Annotated in this window: 12 protein-coding genes; 8 read left to right on the top strand and 4 right to left on the bottom strand. The window is 70.5% G+C overall.

Going from position 1 to position 17,366, the window contains the following annotated elements:
- Positions 1-177 precede the first annotated feature (177 nt).
- Positions 178-1,572 carry an MFS transporter gene (locus tag ABE85_RS06755; RefSeq protein ID WP_197507229.1) on the bottom strand — a complete coding sequence of 465 codons (1,395 nt, stop codon included), beginning with the start codon at positions 1,570-1,572 and terminating at the stop codon, positions 178-180.
- 302 nt (positions 1,573-1,874) lie between these two features.
- Between ABE85_RS06755 and ABE85_RS06750 the strand changes: the two genes are divergently transcribed.
- The 6 genes from ABE85_RS06750 to tagF all read left to right on the top strand — a co-directional run bounded on the left by ABE85_RS06750 (position 1,875) and on the right by tagF (position 11,117).
- A complete protein-coding gene (locus ABE85_RS06750; protein ID WP_231993245.1) occupies positions 1,875-3,437 on the top strand; it encodes a methyl-accepting chemotaxis protein in 1,563 nt (520 codons plus the stop codon).
- Positions 3,438-3,601: 164 nt separating this feature from the next.
- The gene (gene tssJ, locus ABE85_RS06745) at positions 3,602-4,078 is read left to right on the top strand and encodes a type VI secretion system lipoprotein TssJ (RefSeq protein WP_067271681.1); all 477 of its coding nucleotides are present in this window, start codon (positions 3,602-3,604) and stop codon (positions 4,076-4,078) included.
- Positions 4,075-5,409 carry a type VI secretion system baseplate subunit TssK gene (gene tssK / locus ABE85_RS06740; RefSeq protein ID WP_067271679.1) on the top strand — a complete coding sequence of 445 codons (1,335 nt, stop codon included), beginning with the start codon at positions 4,075-4,077 and terminating at the stop codon, positions 5,407-5,409. Before tssJ ends, tssK begins: the two co-directional genes overlap by 4 nt.
- Before the next feature lie 77 nt (positions 5,410-5,486).
- Entirely contained in the window at positions 5,487-6,809 is a 1,323-nt protein-coding gene (locus ABE85_RS06735; protein ID WP_067271676.1) for a DotU family type VI secretion system protein, read from the top strand.
- Positions 6,806-10,384, top strand: a complete 3,579-nt coding sequence (gene tssM, locus ABE85_RS06730; protein ID WP_067271673.1) for a type VI secretion system membrane subunit TssM — start codon at positions 6,806-6,808, stop codon at positions 10,382-10,384. Before ABE85_RS06735 ends, tssM begins: the two co-directional genes overlap by 4 nt.
- A 22-nt stretch (positions 10,385-10,406) precedes the next feature.
- Positions 10,407-11,117: a type VI secretion system-associated protein TagF gene (gene tagF / locus ABE85_RS06725; RefSeq protein ID WP_067271671.1), complete on the top strand. Its 711-nt coding sequence runs from the start codon at positions 10,407-10,409 to the stop codon at positions 11,115-11,117.
- A 14-nt stretch (positions 11,118-11,131) separates the two neighbouring features.
- On the opposite strand, the gene ABE85_RS06720 is transcribed toward tagF, so the two are convergent.
- Complete coding sequence (locus ABE85_RS06720) at positions 11,132-11,554, bottom strand: hypothetical protein (protein WP_067271667.1); 423 nt, start codon at positions 11,552-11,554, stop codon at positions 11,132-11,134.
- 218 nt (positions 11,555-11,772) lie between these two features.
- Here ABE85_RS06720 and ABE85_RS06715 point away from each other — a divergent pair, with 218 nt between their 5' ends.
- Complete coding sequence (locus ABE85_RS06715) at positions 11,773-13,329, top strand: methyl-accepting chemotaxis protein (protein WP_067271664.1); 1,557 nt, start codon at positions 11,773-11,775, stop codon at positions 13,327-13,329.
- Between the two features lie 14 nt (positions 13,330-13,343).
- On the opposite strand, the gene ABE85_RS06710 is transcribed toward ABE85_RS06715, so the two are convergent.
- Positions 13,344-14,213, bottom strand: coding sequence for a PP2C family serine/threonine-protein phosphatase (locus ABE85_RS06710; RefSeq protein WP_067271661.1), 870 nt, complete (start codon positions 14,211-14,213; stop codon positions 13,344-13,346).
- 33 nt (positions 14,214-14,246) lie between these two features.
- Positions 14,247-16,175 (bottom strand): type VI secretion system-associated FHA domain protein TagH, encoded by a 1,929-nt coding sequence (tagH, locus tag ABE85_RS06705; protein ID WP_067271658.1) that lies wholly within the window; start codon positions 16,173-16,175, stop codon positions 14,247-14,249.
- 138 nt (positions 16,176-16,313) lie between these two features.
- Here tagH and ABE85_RS06700 point away from each other — a divergent pair, with 138 nt between their 5' ends.
- Positions 16,314-17,363 carry a LysM peptidoglycan-binding domain-containing protein gene (locus tag ABE85_RS06700; protein WP_157521994.1) on the top strand — a complete coding sequence of 350 codons (1,050 nt, stop codon included), beginning with the start codon at positions 16,314-16,316 and terminating at the stop codon, positions 17,361-17,363.
- The last annotated feature ends 3 nt before the right edge of the window (positions 17,364-17,366 follow it).

Below are 17,366 nucleotides of genomic sequence, written 5' to 3'. Positions count from 1 at the left end.
TGCCAACAACAGCACCCGCGACGTCAGTGCGGAGCGCATGTGACGCGAATTGCAGGAAAACTCGAAGGAGGGATCCCGTTCGCCGGGTCCAGGCTGTCAGCGTCCGCCGCGACGCACGCACGCGATGCGGCACCTCCTTGACGTCGAGGTGGCGGCCAGGTGGTGGTGAGGTGACCGTCAATGTCCGGCAGGGCCGGACGCATCCTGATTCCGCGAGCTGTCGACCGGGAACGGCGCCAGCCACGCCAGCACGATAGGCGGAATCGAGAACACCAGCACCCAGCCGAAGAAGCTCGCGTAGTGCTGCCCCAGGCCCGCGTAGAGCCAGCCGCTGACGCTGCCCGTGGCCCACTTGGTCAGTGCCATCACGCCGGTGGCCATCGCGTAATGCGTCATCTTGAAGGGCCCCGGCGCGATCTGCTGCATCATGTACAGCATGTGGCCGACGGAGCCCATGCCGAAGCCGAACTTCTCGATCGCGACCACGGCGCCTATCCACCACAGGTCCGTCGGCAGCGCGTGGCTGAGGTAGTAGTAGGTCAGGTGCGGCAGGTTGAGCGCGATCGCCAGCAGCAGGAACGAGCGCCGCAGCGTCATCTTCGCGGCGATGAAGCCGCCGAGGAACGCCCCCGCGATGAACGCGATCGTGCCGGCGCTGCCGTAGATGTGGCCCAGCGCCGCGTTGTCCAGCCCCAGCCCGCCCGCCGAGCGCGGATCGAGCAGGAACAGCGGCCCGAACTTCTCGATGAAGCCCTCGCCGAAACGGTAGAAGAAGACCACCGCCAGCATCATCCAGATCGACGGCTTCTGGAACAGCGTGACCCACGATTCCCGCAGCGACACCATCGCGCTGGACAGGTCCCGCCCCTGCACGGCCGAGGGCGCGCCCGGCGGCAGCACGCGCAGGTGCCACAGTCCGAAGCCGCCCATCATCGCCGCCGCGCCCAGCATCACCGCCATCCAGCACTGCACCCAGCTCCAGCCCAGCGACCCGTGCAGCCAGCCGGTCAGCGACACCAGCAGCCCGGACGCCACCACCGCGCCGAGGTTCCAGCACATCCCCTGCACCCCGGCGTAGCGGGCCTGCTCGCGCGGGCTCATCGTCGTCATGAACACGCCGTCGGCCACGATGTCCTGCGTCGCCGACGCGAAGCCCGTGACCCAGAAGAAGGCCAGCGACGCGCGGAAGAAGCCTTCCAGCGGCAGGCAGAACGCGACGGCGCCGATCGACGCCATCATCAGGAACTGCATCGTGATCACCCACCAGCGCTTGGTCCGGTAGGGTTCCAGCAGCGGCGACCACAGGGGCTTGAGCACCCAGGGCAGGTACATCTGCGAGGTATAGAGCGCGATGTCCTCGTTGGACACGCCCAGGTTCTTGTACAGGATGGCCGCGACCAGGCCGACCAGCACATTCGGCAGGCCCATCGCCAGGTACACGGAGGGCACCCAGGTCAGCGGATGACGGGCATGCGTCGTCGCCGTCCCGCCACCCGGCGCCTCTCCCGCCGGGGCGTCTCCAGGACGCGGATGCGCACCGCCAGCGGCGACCTGGGAAAGATCTGCACTCATCGACTTGTCTCCTCTTATGGACCGAAGCATAGAGCACGCTGACAACGTTGTCATACCCGGGCAAGTGCGGAGACGATCGCCTGCGACGAGATGCGCTGCCGCGAAGCGGTCCCGCCCTCGGGTTCAGGTCGTGCGCCGTACGGCTTTCTCCGGCGGTGTGAACGACTGCGCGGCAAGTCGCCGGACGTTGGGACGAGGGCTTCACCCCACGTTCAGGGGTCCTTCACAGCAAGGTTTCTGAAGGGTGTCTGGCGCAACCTGGGGACACCTCTCGTAACACCCGGCCTCCCCCGGTCAAGACCATGTCCATCCTCCGCAACTTCCGCATCGGCAAGCGCCTGGCGCTGGCCTTCGCCGCCGTGCTGGTGCTGCTGTGTTTCATCGCGGCATTCGGCGTCCAGCAGATGGCGCGCATCAACGACAACGTGCAGGACCTGAACACCAACTGGCTGCCCAGCGTCGCCAAGCTGGCCGACATGCAGGCCGCCGCCAACGAGACGCGCCGCCTGTCGCTGCGCGGTGCGCTGGAGAACGACGACGGCGCCCGCGCCAAGCTGATCCAGCAGCATGACGCGTCGGTGCTGGCCTTCGACAAGGCCGCGGGCGCGTACGAGCCCTCCATCTCCGGCGACAAGGAGCGACAGCTCTACGACCAGATCCGGGACGCATGGAAGGCCTACCTCGGCGCCGATGCCGAACTGCAGCGTGCCGTCGCCGGCGGAGAGTCGCAACATGAAGCGGCCCGCAAGCTGGCCGGCGGCAGTTCCTCGTCGCTCTTCAGCGCCCTCTCCAAGGCCGTCGACGCCGACGTGAGCTACAACCGGGAAGGCGGCGACCAGGCCGCCAAGGACGCCGCCGCCTCCTACGCCAATGGCCTGCGCGTGACCCTGGCCGTGGTCGCCGTGGCGCTGGCCATCGGCATCGCCCTGGCGCTGCAGGTGACGCGATCCATCACCACGCCGATTGCCCAGGCCGTTCGCGCGACCGAAGACGTCGCCAGCGGCGACCTCACCGTCCGCATCCACGCGGAAGGCCGCGACGAACCCGCCGACCTGCTGCGCGCGATGGGCCGCATGGTGGAACAGCTGGGGACCCTGGTCGGCCAGGTGCGCGACAGCAGCGAGAGCATCGCCAACGGCTCCAAGGAGATCGCCCAAGGGAACGCGGACCTGAGTTCGCGCACCGAGACCCAGGCCAGCAGCCTGCAGCAGACCGCCGCGTCGATGGAAGAGCTGACCAGCTCGGTCGCGCAGAACGCCCAGTCCGCGGGCCAGGCCAGCCGCATGGCGGCCGACGCGTCCGGTGCCGCCGGCGAAGGCGGTCACGCCGTGAGCGCCCTGGTCGAGACCATGCAGGGCATCAGCGACGCCTCGCGCCGCATCGGCGACATCATCGGCACGATCGACGGCATCGCCTTCCAGACCAACATCCTGGCGCTGAACGCCGCCGTCGAGGCGGCCCGGGCCGGCGAGCAGGGTCGCGGCTTCGCGGTCGTCGCTTCCGAGGTGCGGGCGCTGGCGCAGCGCTCGGCCGGCGCGGCCAAGGAGATCAAGGACCTGATCCAGGCCAGCACCCAGCGCGTGGACACGGGCGCCCGTCAGGCGCAGAGCGCCGGCGAGGTGATGCAGCGGGTGGTGGCGCAGGTCGGCCAGGTCGACACCCTGATCCGCGAGATCTCCGCCGCCACGCAGGAGCAGAACGGCGGCATCCAGCAGGTCGGCGACGCTGTCACCCACCTGGACCAGGTCACGCAGCAGAACGCCGCGCTGGTGGAGGAAAGCGCCGCCGCCGCCGAAAGCCTCAACAGCCAGGCCCAGCAACTGGCGAAGCTGGTGAGCCAGTTCAGAGTCGGCGCCACCGCCTGACGGCGGCTTGTGGGGGACGATTACCTAAGTCACCACCCCGAGCGCCCCCCGCTGGCTATCCTTTCTTCCGGTAAAGAAGGACAGCCAAGATGCTCACGCCGCGTTCGGGACACCCAAGAACCCTTTCCCTCACTCGCAGGGCTGCTGTCGCGGCCCCGCTGGCCTTGGGGGCGTTGCTTGCCCTGGGCGCCCTGGGGGGCTGCTCGTCCCTCGACAAGATCAACCCGTTCTCCAGTTCGGACAAGCCCACCGAGGTGACCAAGGGCAGCATCCAGGCCTCGGCCCAGGTGAATCCGAGCGTCACCAAGCGGCCTTCCCCGCTGCTGGTGCGGGTGTATGAGCTGAAATCGGACGTCGGCTTCAATTCCGCCGACTTCGTCAGCCTGTACCAGAAGGACCAGACCGAGCTGGGCACCGAGCTCGTTTCCCGCGAGGAGATGACGCTGCAGCCCGGCGAAGCACGTCCGTGGACGAAGAAGACGCTGTCGCCCGAGACGCGCTTCGTCGCGGTCTTCGCCGCCTACCGCGACCTGGAGCGTGCGCGCTGGCGCGCGATCGTGCCGGTGGTGGTCGGCCGCAAGCAGGAGATCCTCATCCAGGCTGACGAGCTGTCCGTCAGCGCCACGGTCAGGCTGCCGTGAGCTGGCACAGCAAGGTCATCTGGTCGCAGGGCATGTTCCTGCTGCCTCACCATTTTCAGCAGGAAACCCGTTACCTCGAGCATCTGGTGGACAGCCGCGCCCGCGCGCTGGCGCCGCATGGCTGGGGCTTCACCGAACTCGTGCTGGACGAGGCGCTGCTGAGCGTCGGCCGGCTGGGCATCGTGCGCGCCAGCGGCGTGCTGCCCGACGGCACGCCCTTCCAGATCCCGCAGGCGGACGCCGCGATGGCGCCGCTGGAAGTGCCGGCGGACCTGAAGGGCGACATGGTCGTCCTCGCGGCGCCGATCGCGCGTCCGGGCACGGACCAGGTCGCGTTCAACGGTCATGACGCAGGGGAACTGCACCGCTATCACGTCGTCGACCAGGACCTGCGCGACCAGACCAGCGCCGGCGACGAACCTGAACCCGTGCAGACCGGCGCGCTGACGCTGCGCCTGCTGCCCGCCCGCGAACTCAACGACGCCTACGCCGCGCTGGGCGTGGCCCGCATCGCGGAGCGCCGCGCCGACCAGCAACTGGTGCTGGACCGCAGCTACATCCCGCCGCAGACCCGCATCGACGCCAGCGGCCACCTGTCCGCGATGGCCTCGCTGCTGCACGGCCTCGTGCGCCAGCGCGCGCAGCTGCTGTCGTCGCGCATGGGGCAGCTGGGCAACGGCGTGTCCGAGCTCGCCGACTTCCTGATGCTGCAGGCGCTGAACCGCGCCGACCCGCTGTTCCGCCAACATGCGGCGTCCCCGCACGTGCACCCGGAAACGCTGCACCGCGACTGCCTGCAACTGGCCGGCGACATGGCCACCTTCGTCAGCGACAGCCGCCTGGCGTCCGAATACCCGCTGTACCGCCACGACGACCTGCGCGGCAGTTTCGCCCCGCTGCTGGAGGACCTGCGCCGCATGCTCAGCGTCGTGCTGGAGCGCAACGCGCTGCAGATCGACCTGACCGAGCGCACCCACGGCGTGCGCACCGCCATCGTCCCCGACGCCGACCTGCTGCGCAGCGCCAGCTTCGTCATCGCGGTCAACGCGCAGGTGGCCGCGGAACAGCTGCGCCAGCGCTTCCCCGCGCAATCCAAGCTGGGTCCGGTGGACCGCATCCGCGACCTCGTCAACCTGCAGTTGCCGGGCATCAGCATGCGCGCGCTGCCGGTGGCGCCGCGCCAGTTGCCGTTCCACGCGGGCTTCCACTATTTCGAGCTGGACCGCGGCGGCGACCTCTGGAAGCAGCTCGAGCGCAGCGGCAGTCTGGCGCTGCACGTGGCCGGCGATTTCCCCGGACTGGAACTGGAGCTCTGGGCCATCCGTCAGTGATCGCCGTCCGCGGCGACACCGGGCCCCTGCCCCACGCATCCACCGATCCAAGACACCAGTAACCTCCGGGAGCCGGCATGGACCCCTCCGCGCTCAACGATCCGTTCGCAGGCTTCGACGATCAGCGCACCTTCATCAAGCCCCGTCCGGGCGGCGCCCAGGCGCCGCGCGGCGCCACGCCACCGCCCGACTCCGTGCAGCCCGATGCCGCGCCGCCGGCCGCCGGGCTGAACCCGCTGCTGACGCTGGCCAATCCGCTGCTGCTGCTGGTGCCGCAACTGCGCGGGACGCGCCGCGTCGACGACGTGGCCGTGCTGCGCAACAACCTGGCGCAGGGCATCCGCGACTTCGCGGCCCGCGCCGCCGCCGCCGGCATCCCGCCGGAGCGCGTCATGGCCACGCGCTACGTGCTGTGCACGATGATCGACGAGGCCTGCGCCGACACGCCCTGGGGCGGCTCCGGCGTCTGGGCGCGGCACAGCCTGCTGTCGATGTTCCACAACGAGACCTGGGGCGGTGAGAAGGTCTTCCAGCTGATGGCCCGCCTGGCCGAGAAGCCCGAGGCCAACCGCGATCTGCTCGAACTGATCTACGCCGCGCTGACGCTGGGTTTCGCCGGTCGTTACCGCGTGATCGACAACGGTCCGGCCCAGCTGGAGGCGGTGCGCGACCGCCTCGCCCAGATCCTCAAGCAGCAGCGCGGCGACTACCCCGCCGCGCTGGCGCAGCACTGGCAGGTCGAGGCCATCACCCAGCGTCGCCACATCGGCTGGCTGCCGCTGGCGGCGACCGCCGCGCTCACGGCGCTGCTGCTGGTGGGCGTGTACCTGTCGCTGACGCTGTCGCTGGCGGAGCGTTCCGATCCGGTCTTCGGGCAGATCCAGGGACTGCGACTGTCGCCGCCCGTGGTCGCGCCCCCGCCGCCGCCGGCCAAGCCGCGCCTGGCGCAGTTCCTCCAATCGGACATCAAGGCCAACCTGGTCACCGTGCGCGACGAGGTCGACCGAAGCGTCGTCATCATCCGCGGCGACGGCCTGTTCGCGCCGGCCAGCGCGACGATCGTGCCGGAGCGCGAGGCGCTCATGGGGCGCATCGCCGATGCGCTGACGCAGGTCCAGGGCACCGTGCTGGTGACCGGCCACAGCGACAACACGCCGATCCGCACGGCGCGTTTCCCGTCGAACTGGCACCTGTCCGAAGAGCGCGCGAACACCGTGCGCGAGCTGCTGATCGCGCGCCGCGTCGCGCCCGAGCGCATCCGCGCCGAGGGCCGCGCCGAGGCCGAGCCGGTCGCCCCCAACGACACCCCGGCCAACCGCGCGCTGAACCGCCGCGTCGAAGTCAGTCTGATGGTCAATGGCCGCGCGCCCGAAGCGCCGGCGCGCGGAGCTTCCCGATGAAACGCGTCCTGGGATGGATTTTCAACCGCTGGGTGCTGCTGGCGGTCCTCGTGCTGGCGGTCGCACTGCTGATCTGGATCGTCGGTCCGCTGGTGGCCGTCGGCGAGGCCCGGCCGCTCGACACCGAGCGCTCGCGCTGGATCACGATCGGCGTGCTGGTCCTGATCGTCGCGCTGAGCATCGCGTGGAGCCGCTGGCGCGCCAAGCGCGGCAACAGCGCCGTCGTCAACCAGCTGATGCAGCAGCCCGCCGCGGACACGCCCGAGCGCGAGACCGCCGACATGCTGGCCGTGCGCGAACGCTTCCGCCAGGCCCTGCAGATGCTGCAGCGCTCGCGCTTCGGCGCGGAGGGCTCGGCCGGTTTCGGCGCGAAGCTGCGCTCGCGCTTCGGCGGCCGCTATCTCTACGAACTGCCCTGGTACCTGATCATCGGCGCGCCCGGTTCGGGCAAGACCACGGCGTTGCGCCACAGCGGGCTGAACTTCCCGCTGGCCGACCAGATGGGCGACCACGCCATCCGCGGCGTCGGCGGCACGCGGCATTGCGACTGGTGGTTCACCGATCGCGCCGTGCTGATCGACACCGCCGGCCGCTTCACCACGCAGGACAGCGATCCCACCAACGACAAGGCGACCTGGAGCGGCTTCCTGCAGATGCTGCGCCGCTCGCGTCCGCGCCAGCCGATCAACGGCGCGCTGGTGACGGTCTCGGTGACGGACCTGCTCGCGCGCAGCCCGTCGGAGCGCGCCCAGCATGCCGCCACCGTGCGCGCCCGCGTGCAGGAGCTGCAGAAGGACCTGGACATCCGCTTCCCGGTCTACCTGCTGGTCACCAAGGCCGACCTGCTGTCGGGCTTCATGGACTACTTCGCGACGGTCGACAAGGACCAGCGCGCCGCGCCCTGGGGCTTCACCTTCCCGCGCAACAGCACCTCGCCGCTGGCCGGCTACGGCGCGGAGTTCGACGCCCTCGAGCAGCGCCTGCAGAACGGCCTGATCGACCGCCTGCAAGCCGAGCGCGACCCGCAGCGCCGCGCGCGCATCTACGGTTTCCCGGCGCAGTTCGCGAGCCTGCGCGCGCTGCTGGCCGAGTTCGCCGAGGGCGTCTTCGCGCCCTCCCCTTACGAATCCCAGCCGCTGCTGCGCGGCGTCTACTTCGTCAGCGGCACGCAGGAAGGCACGCCGATCGACCGGGTGCTCGGCTCGGTCGCGCGCAGCTACCAGATCGAGAACGCGGTGCAGGCGCCCAACCAGGCCAGCGGTCGCAGCTACTTCCTGAACCGGCTGCTCAACGAGGTCGTCTTCGCCGAAGCCGGCCTGGGCGGCACGCACCGCGGCTGGGAGCGCCGACGCAACGCGATGGCACTGGCGGGCTATGCGGTCGTCGCGGTGGCGGGCATCGGCATGCTCACGGCCTGGACCGTCAGCTACTTCAACAACAAGAAGTACCTGGAAGAGACCTCGGCGCGCGCGGACCAAGTCCGCGAGCTGCTGCAGGCGACGCCCAACCGCGCCTCCGCCGACCTGCTGCCCATCCTGCCCGCGCTGCAAGCGACGCGCGCGTTGGCGGCGGTCGACGACAAGGTGCCCTGGTCGATGCGGCTGGGCCTCTTCCAGGGCAAGAAGCTCGACAGCGCGGCCCGCGCGGCCTACCAGCGGATGCTGGGCGACGCGGTCCTGCCGCGGCTGGTGCTGCGCATCGAGGAACAGCTGCGCCAGGGCGCGGCCACCCCCGTCACGCTGTACGAGGCGCTCAAGGCCTACGTGATGCTGCACGACCCGCAGCACTTCGACGCGCCGGCGCTGAAGCAGCACATCGAGGGCGACTGGGAGAGCACGCGCCGCGAGCTCACGCCGGACCAGCGCGAGGCGCTCGGCGCCCACCTGGACGCGTTGCTGTCGCAGGGCGGCATCGCCTCGCCGCTGCCGGAGGACGCCTCGCTGCTGACCTCGGTGCGCACGCAGCTCGCGACGCAGCCGCTGCCGCAGCGGATCTACAACCGGCTGCGGGCGCAAGGCCTGGGCACCGAGTACCCCGACTTCACCGTCGCGCGCGCCGGCGGCCACAACGCGCCGCTGCTGTTCACACGGGCCAACGGCGCGCCGCTGACGCAGGGCGTGCCGGGCTTCTTCACCCGTGACGCCTACCTGCGCGGCTTCCAGCCGCGGGTCGGCCAGGTCGCGGACGAGCTCGCCGCGGAAGAGCCCTGGGTGCTCGGCGTCGCCGCCGCCCCCAAGGACGCGTCGGCGATCGTGCGCGCCAACGCGCCGCTGGTCGACGACGTGCGCCGGCTCTACCTCAACGACTACGCGGCCTCCTGGGAGTCCTTCCTCAACAGCGTGAAGCTGCTGCCGATGGCCACGGTGCCGCAGTCGGTGGAGCGCTCGCGCATGCTGTCCGCGCCGGACAGCCCGCTGGGTCCGTTCCTGCGGGCGGCCTCGCGCGAGACCACGCTCGCGCAGCCCGGCAACGCGATCGAGAACGCCGAGCGCCGTGCCGCGGACCTGGTCCAGCAGACCCGCGAAAAGGTGGCGGGCATCTTCTCGAACAAGCCCGGCCAGCCGAACGCCGCGGACCCGAACGCACCGCGCATCGAGAACATCGTCGACGAGCGCTTCGTCGGCCTGCGCAGCATGGTCACGGCCCCACCGGGCGGCGGCAAGGCGCCGCTGGACGAGACGGTCGGCCTGATCGCCGAGGCCAACATCATGCTGACGGCGGCCGACTCCGCGCTCAAGGGCGGCAGCGCCCCGCCGCCGTCGCCGGTGCCCACGCGCCTGAAGGCCGCCGCCGCGATGAGCCCCGAGCCGCTGCGCACCATGCTCGACGACCTGGGCAGCAGCAGCGCCCGCGTGTCGCAGGGCGCGATGCGCCAGAACCTCGGCATGGAGGTGCGCTCGCAGGTCGGCGAGTTCTGCAACCAGGCCGTGGCCGGACGTTATCCGCTGGACCGCAACTCGCCGCGCGACGCCACGCAGGCGGACTTCGCGATGCTGTTCGGACCGGGCGGCAAGATCGACCAGCTCTTCCAGCAGAAGCTCGCGCCCTACGTGGACACGACGACGCGGCCGTGGAAGTTCCGCGCGGTCGAGGGCACGCCGCTGGGCGGGGACAGCGGCACGCTGCCGCAGTTCCAGCGCGCGCAGGCGATCAAGGAGACCTTCTTCCCCGGCAGCAACGCGCCGTCGCTGCGGCTGGACTTCAAGCCCATCGAGATGGACACCACGATCCAGCAGTTCATCCTGGACGTGGACGGCCAGATCGTGCGCTACAGCCACGGTCCGCAGATCCCGACCTCGGTGCAGTGGCCGGGACCGCGCGGCAGCTCGCAGGTGCGGGTGCAGCTGAGCCCGGTCAGCGCGAGCGGTTCGTCGGGTCTGGTCAACGACGGCCCGTGGGCGCTGTTCCGGCTCTTCGACCGCGTCAAGATCGAGAAGACCGCCGCGCCGGAGCGCTTCAAGGCCACCTTCGAGATCGAAGGCCGCAAGGCGGTCTTCGAGGTCACCGCCAGCAGCGTCCGCAATCCGTTCCGCCTGCAGGAACTCAACGAGTTCCGCTGCCCGGGCGGTCTGTGAGCCACATCAGGAGAGCCCGATCATGAGCGCGCTGCCCGAAGCACTGAACACCGCCGGCGACGCCGTCCCCGGCTGGTACGGCAAGGTCGCCGCACTGGGCGACTTCGCCCAGCGGCGCCTACCGCAGCACTGCGTGCAGCATTGCGACGCGTGGCTGTCCGGAATGATGCAGGACCTGCCGAAGACGCTCGGTCCCCGCTGGCTCGACACCTACCTGACCGCGCCGGTGCTGCGCTTCGCGTGGGCGCCGGGCGTGGTCGACATGAAGTGGTGGTTCGGCGTGCTGATGGCCAGCTGCGACAACGTCGGGCGCTACTTCCCGCTGGTGATCGCGCAGCCGCGCGCGCAGCCGCCGGTGGACCGCGCCGGGCTGGATCACCTGGACCGCTGGTACACGGTGCTGGCCAACGCGGCGATGCGCACGCTGGACGACACGGCGACGGTGAACTCGCTGGAGGCGGCGCTGGCCGCCGCGCCGCCCTGGCCTTCCAGCCACGCGGCGACCTTGCCCGCGCCGGAGAACGCGGTGCAGTGGGTGACCTACACCGCCCCGGCGAGCCTGCTCACCGCGGCGGTGCCGATGCTGGCGGCGGGTGAACTGCTGGAACGCCTGGCCGGTTGCACGGTGTGGTCGCCCAACCCGGAGCCCGGGCAGCCGGTCCACATGCGCTGGGGGCCGGGCTTGCCGTACGTGGAGGCGTTCGCGGCGATGCTGGAGAAGAAGGCGGGCTGATGTCGCCGCCGGATCTACGGCGGGGGCAATGAGAAGAAGATGGCCTGATGGAGTTGGCTCGCGCGATCCTGCACTTGCTTGGGTGGCAGCTCGCCAACGATCCTGTGTAGCTTGCCTTCGAGCCCCAGGGAGATGTGTCGTGCGAAGGCGCCGACGAGGATCTCCCCTCTCATCGAATGAACGCCGCGTTTCGGCTCGGCCACCACGTGGGCGAACAGTTCCTCCGGCGCGTACTGATCATGCTGCAGCCAGTCCACGTCGCTCCCGACGACCGTCCACTCACCTTCCTGGAAGACGACGCAAGTTCCTCTCCCCAGTTCAATGACGTCGCCCAACAAGTACCAAAGCAAGTGAACGGGTTCGACTGCGTCTGTCCCGAAGAACATCTCGGGATGACTACGCGCCCATTCGATCGGATCGACAAGGGAAATCTCCATCCCACCTCCTTGATGCGGTCTATCGATGACTGAACCAGCCTTCCGTTCTGCGATATCCGCATGGATTGGCGGCGAGCACCGGTAGCGCGTCAATCTGGATTTGCCCGCAGATGGGTTTGCCTAAGCCCTGAAGACCGCGCCTCGTCCACCCCCCACATGGAAGGCACGAGACCTGCGGCGCCACCTGTGCGACATTGCGTCCCAGGGAGAACACGCACATGAAGACCTTCGGACACAGCCTCGCGCTGGGATTCCTGCTGGCCGCGGCGGTGCTGTGCGGCGTCGGCGCCGTCGCCATGCGGAGCGCCTACCTGATGGAGTCGGCCGCCGCCGGCGTGACGCAGAGCCACCAGGGCCTGCGCATCCTGGCCGAGCTGCTGAACGACGTGGCCGAGGCCGAAGCGGCGCAGCGCGGTTTCATGCTGACCAAGGACCCGGGCTATCTGACGGCGCTCGACAAGTCGACCGCCGAGGTCAACGCCGACATGGCCGAGATCCGCGTGACGCCCGCCTGGCGGGCGCGCGCCGTGGACCTGGACAACACGGAGAAGGACATCTCGGCGCTCCTCGTGCTGTTCCGTGAACGCATCGCCGACCGCCAGACGATGACGCTGGAAGAGGTCACCCGGTCCCCCAAGGTCAACCAGGTCCGTCAGCGCATGGAGCGGCTGCGCGCCCGTTTCAACGACATGGAGCAGGACGAGGTCCGGCACCTGGAGGCGCGTTCGGCCGAGATGGGCGACACCACGCGGACGATCAAGGCCGTGGGGCTCGGAGGCACGGCGCTCGGCCTGCTGATCGTCGCCGTCACCGGTCTGCTGCTGCAGCGCCTCCTGACGCAGATGGTGGGCGCATCCGCCGTCGACGTGGCGGACCGCTCGCGGGAACTCGAGGCCTCCTCGCTGCGGCAGGCCGCGGCGACGAAGCAGACCTCCTCCGCCGCCATCGAGCTCACCGCCACGATGCACGAGGTGCAGGCCGCCGCGAACCAGATCGCGCAGCGCTCGACCGAGGTCGAGGAGATGGCCTCGGCCAGCACCCGCGCCGCCAATGCCGGCAGCCACGCGATGGCCCGCGCACGCGAGGCCACCGTCGGGCTGAGCCAGCAGATCGACATGGTCGTCACGCAGATGACGACGCTGGGCAAGGAGGTCCAGGGCGCCTCCACCGTGCTCGGCGCCATCGAGGAACTGGCAGAGCGCACCAACATCCTCGCGATCAACGCCACCATCGAGGCCTACGCCGCGGGCGATGCCGGTGAACGCTTCCGCGCGGTCGCCGACGAGATCCGCCGCCTGGCCGAGAAGGTGCGCGCCGACGCGGTGGACATCCGGCGGCAGCTGGACTCGATCCGCAACGTCTCCAACGCCACCATCATGTCGACGGAAGCGGGCGTGAAGGCGGTGGCGGCGAACTCATCGCTGTTCTCGGAAGCGGAGGCCATGTTCACACTGATCTCGGAGCGCGTGGCCGCGTCGGACATCGCGAGCAAGGAGATCAAGATGGCCACGCACCAGCAGTCCAGCGCCGGACGTCAGCTGGAGGTCGCGCTGACCGACGTCGGCCGCGCGACGGCCGATGCGGAACAGGTCGCGCAGAGCAACCTGGAGACGGCGGCGGCGTTGTCGAGGACCGCGCTGCGGTTGAGCGCGTTCGTGGCGTCGCCGACGCAGTGGTCGGCGGCAAGATCTGACCCCGATGGCGCGACGAAGCGCGCCAAGCCCGAAAAATCGACGAAACCCACGAAACCCACGAAACGCGCGCGAGCGACCTGAAGCCGCGCCGAGACTCAGAGCGGCATGCGCCGCGTCGAGTCGTCCTCTTCTTCCTCTTCCAGCGGGATCGGGCCGGAGTCGACCGTCGACTCCTGCGCTGCGCTGCCCGCTTCGTCCGTGGGCGTCTGCGCCACGGAGGCCAGCACCGGTTCGCCCACCCACAGCGCGATCGCGCTGAAGTTGTCCTGATCCGGCAGCCGCCGTTCCTCGATCACCCCGCGCATCGCCGCCAGCCAGTCGTCCGGCGACCCGGCGGCACCCAGCGTGTCGTGGATCAGGGTGTCGCCCGCGCTGCCCCACCAGCCGTCGCTGCACAGCAGGAAGACGTCCCCGTCCTGCAGCGGCTGCGGCGAGGTGGTGTGCGGGTTCAGGTCGTCCTCGATGCCGAGCGCGGCCACGAGGTGGTTCTTGTGCGGGTGGTCTTCCGCCTGCTCGGGCGTCAGGAGGCCGGCCTCGATCAGCATCTGCACGACGCTGTCGTCCTGCGTGATCGTGTCGATCTGCCCGCCGCGGATGCGGTACAGGCGCGAGTCGCCCACGTGCGTCCACAGCGCGAAGTTGCGCTGCGCGTCGACGCACAGCGCGACCAGCGTCGTGTGCATGCGGTCGCGGCCGGTGCCTTCGACGCCGCGACGCACGTCGTCGTGCGCGGCCAGCACCGCGCCGGTGAGCAGCTCCGGGCGCCACGGCAGCGTCGCGTCGCCCAGGCTGGTCTGCATGCGGTGCACGGCCCGGCGCGCGGCCTCGGCCCCGTTGCGGTGGCCGCCGGCGCCGTCGGCCAGCACGGCATACCAGCCGGGGCCGTTCTCGTGCGCCACGATGGCGTCCTCGTTGTTGTTGCGCGCGCCTTGTTCGCTGCAGGCGGCAACCCTGATCTTGAGCATGGTATGAACGACGTGTAGGACAAGTGGCGGGGCTCAAGCCCCGCTCTGCTGTGCTTGTTGTTGTGGTGACGGCGAAGACGCGGACGCGCTCTGCCCATGCTGGCTCAGGCGCTCGAGCTGGTCTTCATAGGCCTCCAGGAAGGCCTTGCCGAACAGCGTGTGGAAGTCCTCCTGCGCCTCGTCCTTGATGGACTCGAAATGCTGCAGGTAGAGCTCCCAGAGCTTGGCCTTGCGGTTCATCGCCAGGACGCTGTCCAGCACCGACCGGCTCGTGAGCTTGGCCTCCAGCGCCTTGGGCTGGAAGCGCGTCAGCACGCCCTCCAACGCGGCGCGCGTGCCGGCCATCGTGCCGATCGTGTGGCCGACCAGGTCGCGCATCGCGTCCTGCATCGCCGCGGGACCGGGCAGGAATCCCCGCACCGGCGGCTGGAGCAGCTGCTCGAGCGCCGACTGCGCATCGGGCGAGAACTTCAGCGGGTTGTTCTCGCGCGAGCGGATGACGGTCACCTGCGCGCGCAGCTCGTGTTTCGTCGCGGCGCGCACGGCCATCATGCGCAACGCGCCGTCGACGGAGGCGTTCAGCAGGGAGCCGATGACGCGCATCAGATCCGGGTTCAAGCCTTGCGGCGGCGCGGCCATGCGGATGCCCGCGCCCTCGCAGAAAGCCTGCCAGAGCGCGGCGGTGTCGGCCGCCTGGCCCGGAGCCGCTGGGGCCGTCGGCGCGGCGGCCACCGTCGGCGCGGGCGGCGGCACATAAGCGGGCGGCATGTACGGCGGCGGGACGACCGCCAGCGGCGGCGGCGCCACAGGCGGCATCACGGGCGCCGCGACCGGGGCCGTCACGGGCGGCATGACCGGCGCGACGACCGCTGGCGGGAGGGCGGCCACGGGTGGCTGAACCGGTTGAACCGGTTGAACCGGCGGCGGCGTCCGGATCTCCGGCGGCCGGAAGGCCGAGTTCAGCGCCGGGGTGTGGTCCGGTAGCGCGGGGGTCTGAGGCTCGGTGTTCGTCGCGGGGGCGGCGGCGCCGAACAGCGCCAGCGGATCCGAGGCCACCGTGTCGCGCAGCGCATCGCCGGGCTTGGACGCGCCGGCCATGAAGCCGGCCAGCGGATCGCTGCCACCGGGCTGCAGGCCGAAGAGGTCGTCCAGCGACCGGTTGTTGTCGCCCGGCACGAGGTCGGCGAAGGCACCGCCGAAGCCCAGGTCGTCGTTGCGCGCCGGCGGCAGGGCCGGCGCGGGCGGCGGCGCCAGATCGAGCCCGCCGAACGGATCGAAGGACGAGGCACCGCCGGACATCGACGAGGAAGACGATGACGAGGGCGACAAGGGCGACGACACCGGCGCGGCCCGCGACGGCGGCGGCGCGAACGGATCGAAGTCGTCGGGCAGCATCATCGGACCGGCCGACGCGGGCGGCGGCGCCTGCACGGGCGGGGCCGCGAAGGCGGAGACGTGCGGCGCCGGCGACGGCGAGGCGTTGAAGACGTCGGGCGGCGGCGACGTGCCGCCGAACAGGTCGGCGAACGGGTTGGAGCTGGACAAGGCGGCCGGCGACGGGGCCGCGGCGATAGCCGGTCCCTGCGTCACGGGCCGGCTCAGGTCGGGCGCGCGGCGGATGACCGTGGCGCCGTTGTCGGCGCCGGCCTCGCTCTGGACTTCCAGCAGGTAGCCGCCGATCCGGACCATGTCCAGATGACGCAACGGCACGGCCTGGCCCTGGCCCACGGGCTGGCCGGCGACGGTGATGGGGTTGGCGCTGCCGACGTTGCGGATGACATAGCCGCCGGCTTCGGCGCTGATCTCGGCCTGCTGGCGCGAGATGTGGCGCTCCGGGTCCGGCAGCGCCATGGTGTTGTTGTCGGCGCGACCGATGGTTCCCCCGGTGGCGTCGAAGCGCGCGGTGATGGGCTGCGTCAGGGGCAGGTCGTTGAGCGACACCGCGCGCAGGGTGAGGGTCATGTGGCTGCCTTTGGGACCTCGGGAGACTGGCATGGGATGTTTGCGTGACAATGGCTCCGCTTCAATGAACGAAAGTCACCTGAGAGGGGCTTGTCGCTGTTTCATACTCCACCCCGCTCGAATCCCGACGTGATGCCGATGTCGACCACCTTCCGTTCCGATGCTCCGAATCCCCTGACCCCGACCGCGCAAGCGGCGCGGGGTCGTGGTCATTCCCCCCTGGCGGCCGGTACGGCCCTGCTGCTGAGCCTGGCGCTCGCGGCCTGCGTCACACCCGCGCCCCCGCCTCCGCCGCCGGTGGATCCGGTGGTGACGGCACCGCCGCCGCCCCCGCCTCCGCCTGAGCCCGTGCCGCCGACCGCGGCCGAGCAGGCGCTGTCGCAGAAGACCGCCATGCAGGCGATCGAGCTGCTGGAGGCCGGCCAGGAAGACCAGGCCCGCAACGAGCTGCAGCGCGCGCTGCAGCTGGATCCCGCCAACAAGCTGGCCAACAACCTGATGCGCCAGATCACGGTCGATCCGGTGCAGCAGCTGGGCCGCGAATCCTTCGCCTACACGGTGCAGTCCAGCGACACGCTGTCGCGGATCGCAGGCCGCTTCATGGGCGACATCTACTCGTTCTACATCCTGGCCCGCTACAACGACATCCGCGTGCCGCGCCAGGTGTCGGGCGGCCAGGTGCTGCGCATCCCCGGCAAGCCGCCGGCGGGCCCGCTGTATCCGCGTCCCTCGTCCAAGCCGGATCCGAAGGCGGCCGCCGCAGCGGCTGCCGCAGCGGCCGCTGCCGCACAGGCCCAGACGCCGCCCGCCACGACGACGGTCGCCGCAGCCCCGACGCCGGCTGCGCCTCCCCCGCCGCCTCCGCCGCCGGAACTCACGCCCGGCGAGAAGGCCATGCGCGCCGGCGATGCGCACGACCGCGCGGGCCGCTTCGACAAGGCGCTGGAGGAATACCGCCGCGCCGAGGCCGCCGATCAGCCGGGCGCCGGCGCCAAGATCGAGGCCGTCCGCAAGAAGCAGATCGCCAAGGCCACGCTGACGGCGCGCACCGCGTTCGCCAAGCAGGATCTGGCCGGCGCGATCAAGGGCTGGGACAGCGTGCTGCAGCTCGACCCGGACAACGAGCTCGCCAAGCTGGAACGCCAGAAGGCCGTCACGCTGAAGGCGAAGGCGGATCAGCTGAAGTGACTG

It is taken from the genome of Mitsuaria sp. 7 (assembly GCF_001653795.1).
Classification (GTDB): domain Bacteria; phylum Pseudomonadota; class Gammaproteobacteria; order Burkholderiales; family Burkholderiaceae_C; genus Roseateles.
Note: the sequence above shows the minus strand (reverse complement) of the source record. Positions and strands in the feature narration are given on the sequence as shown.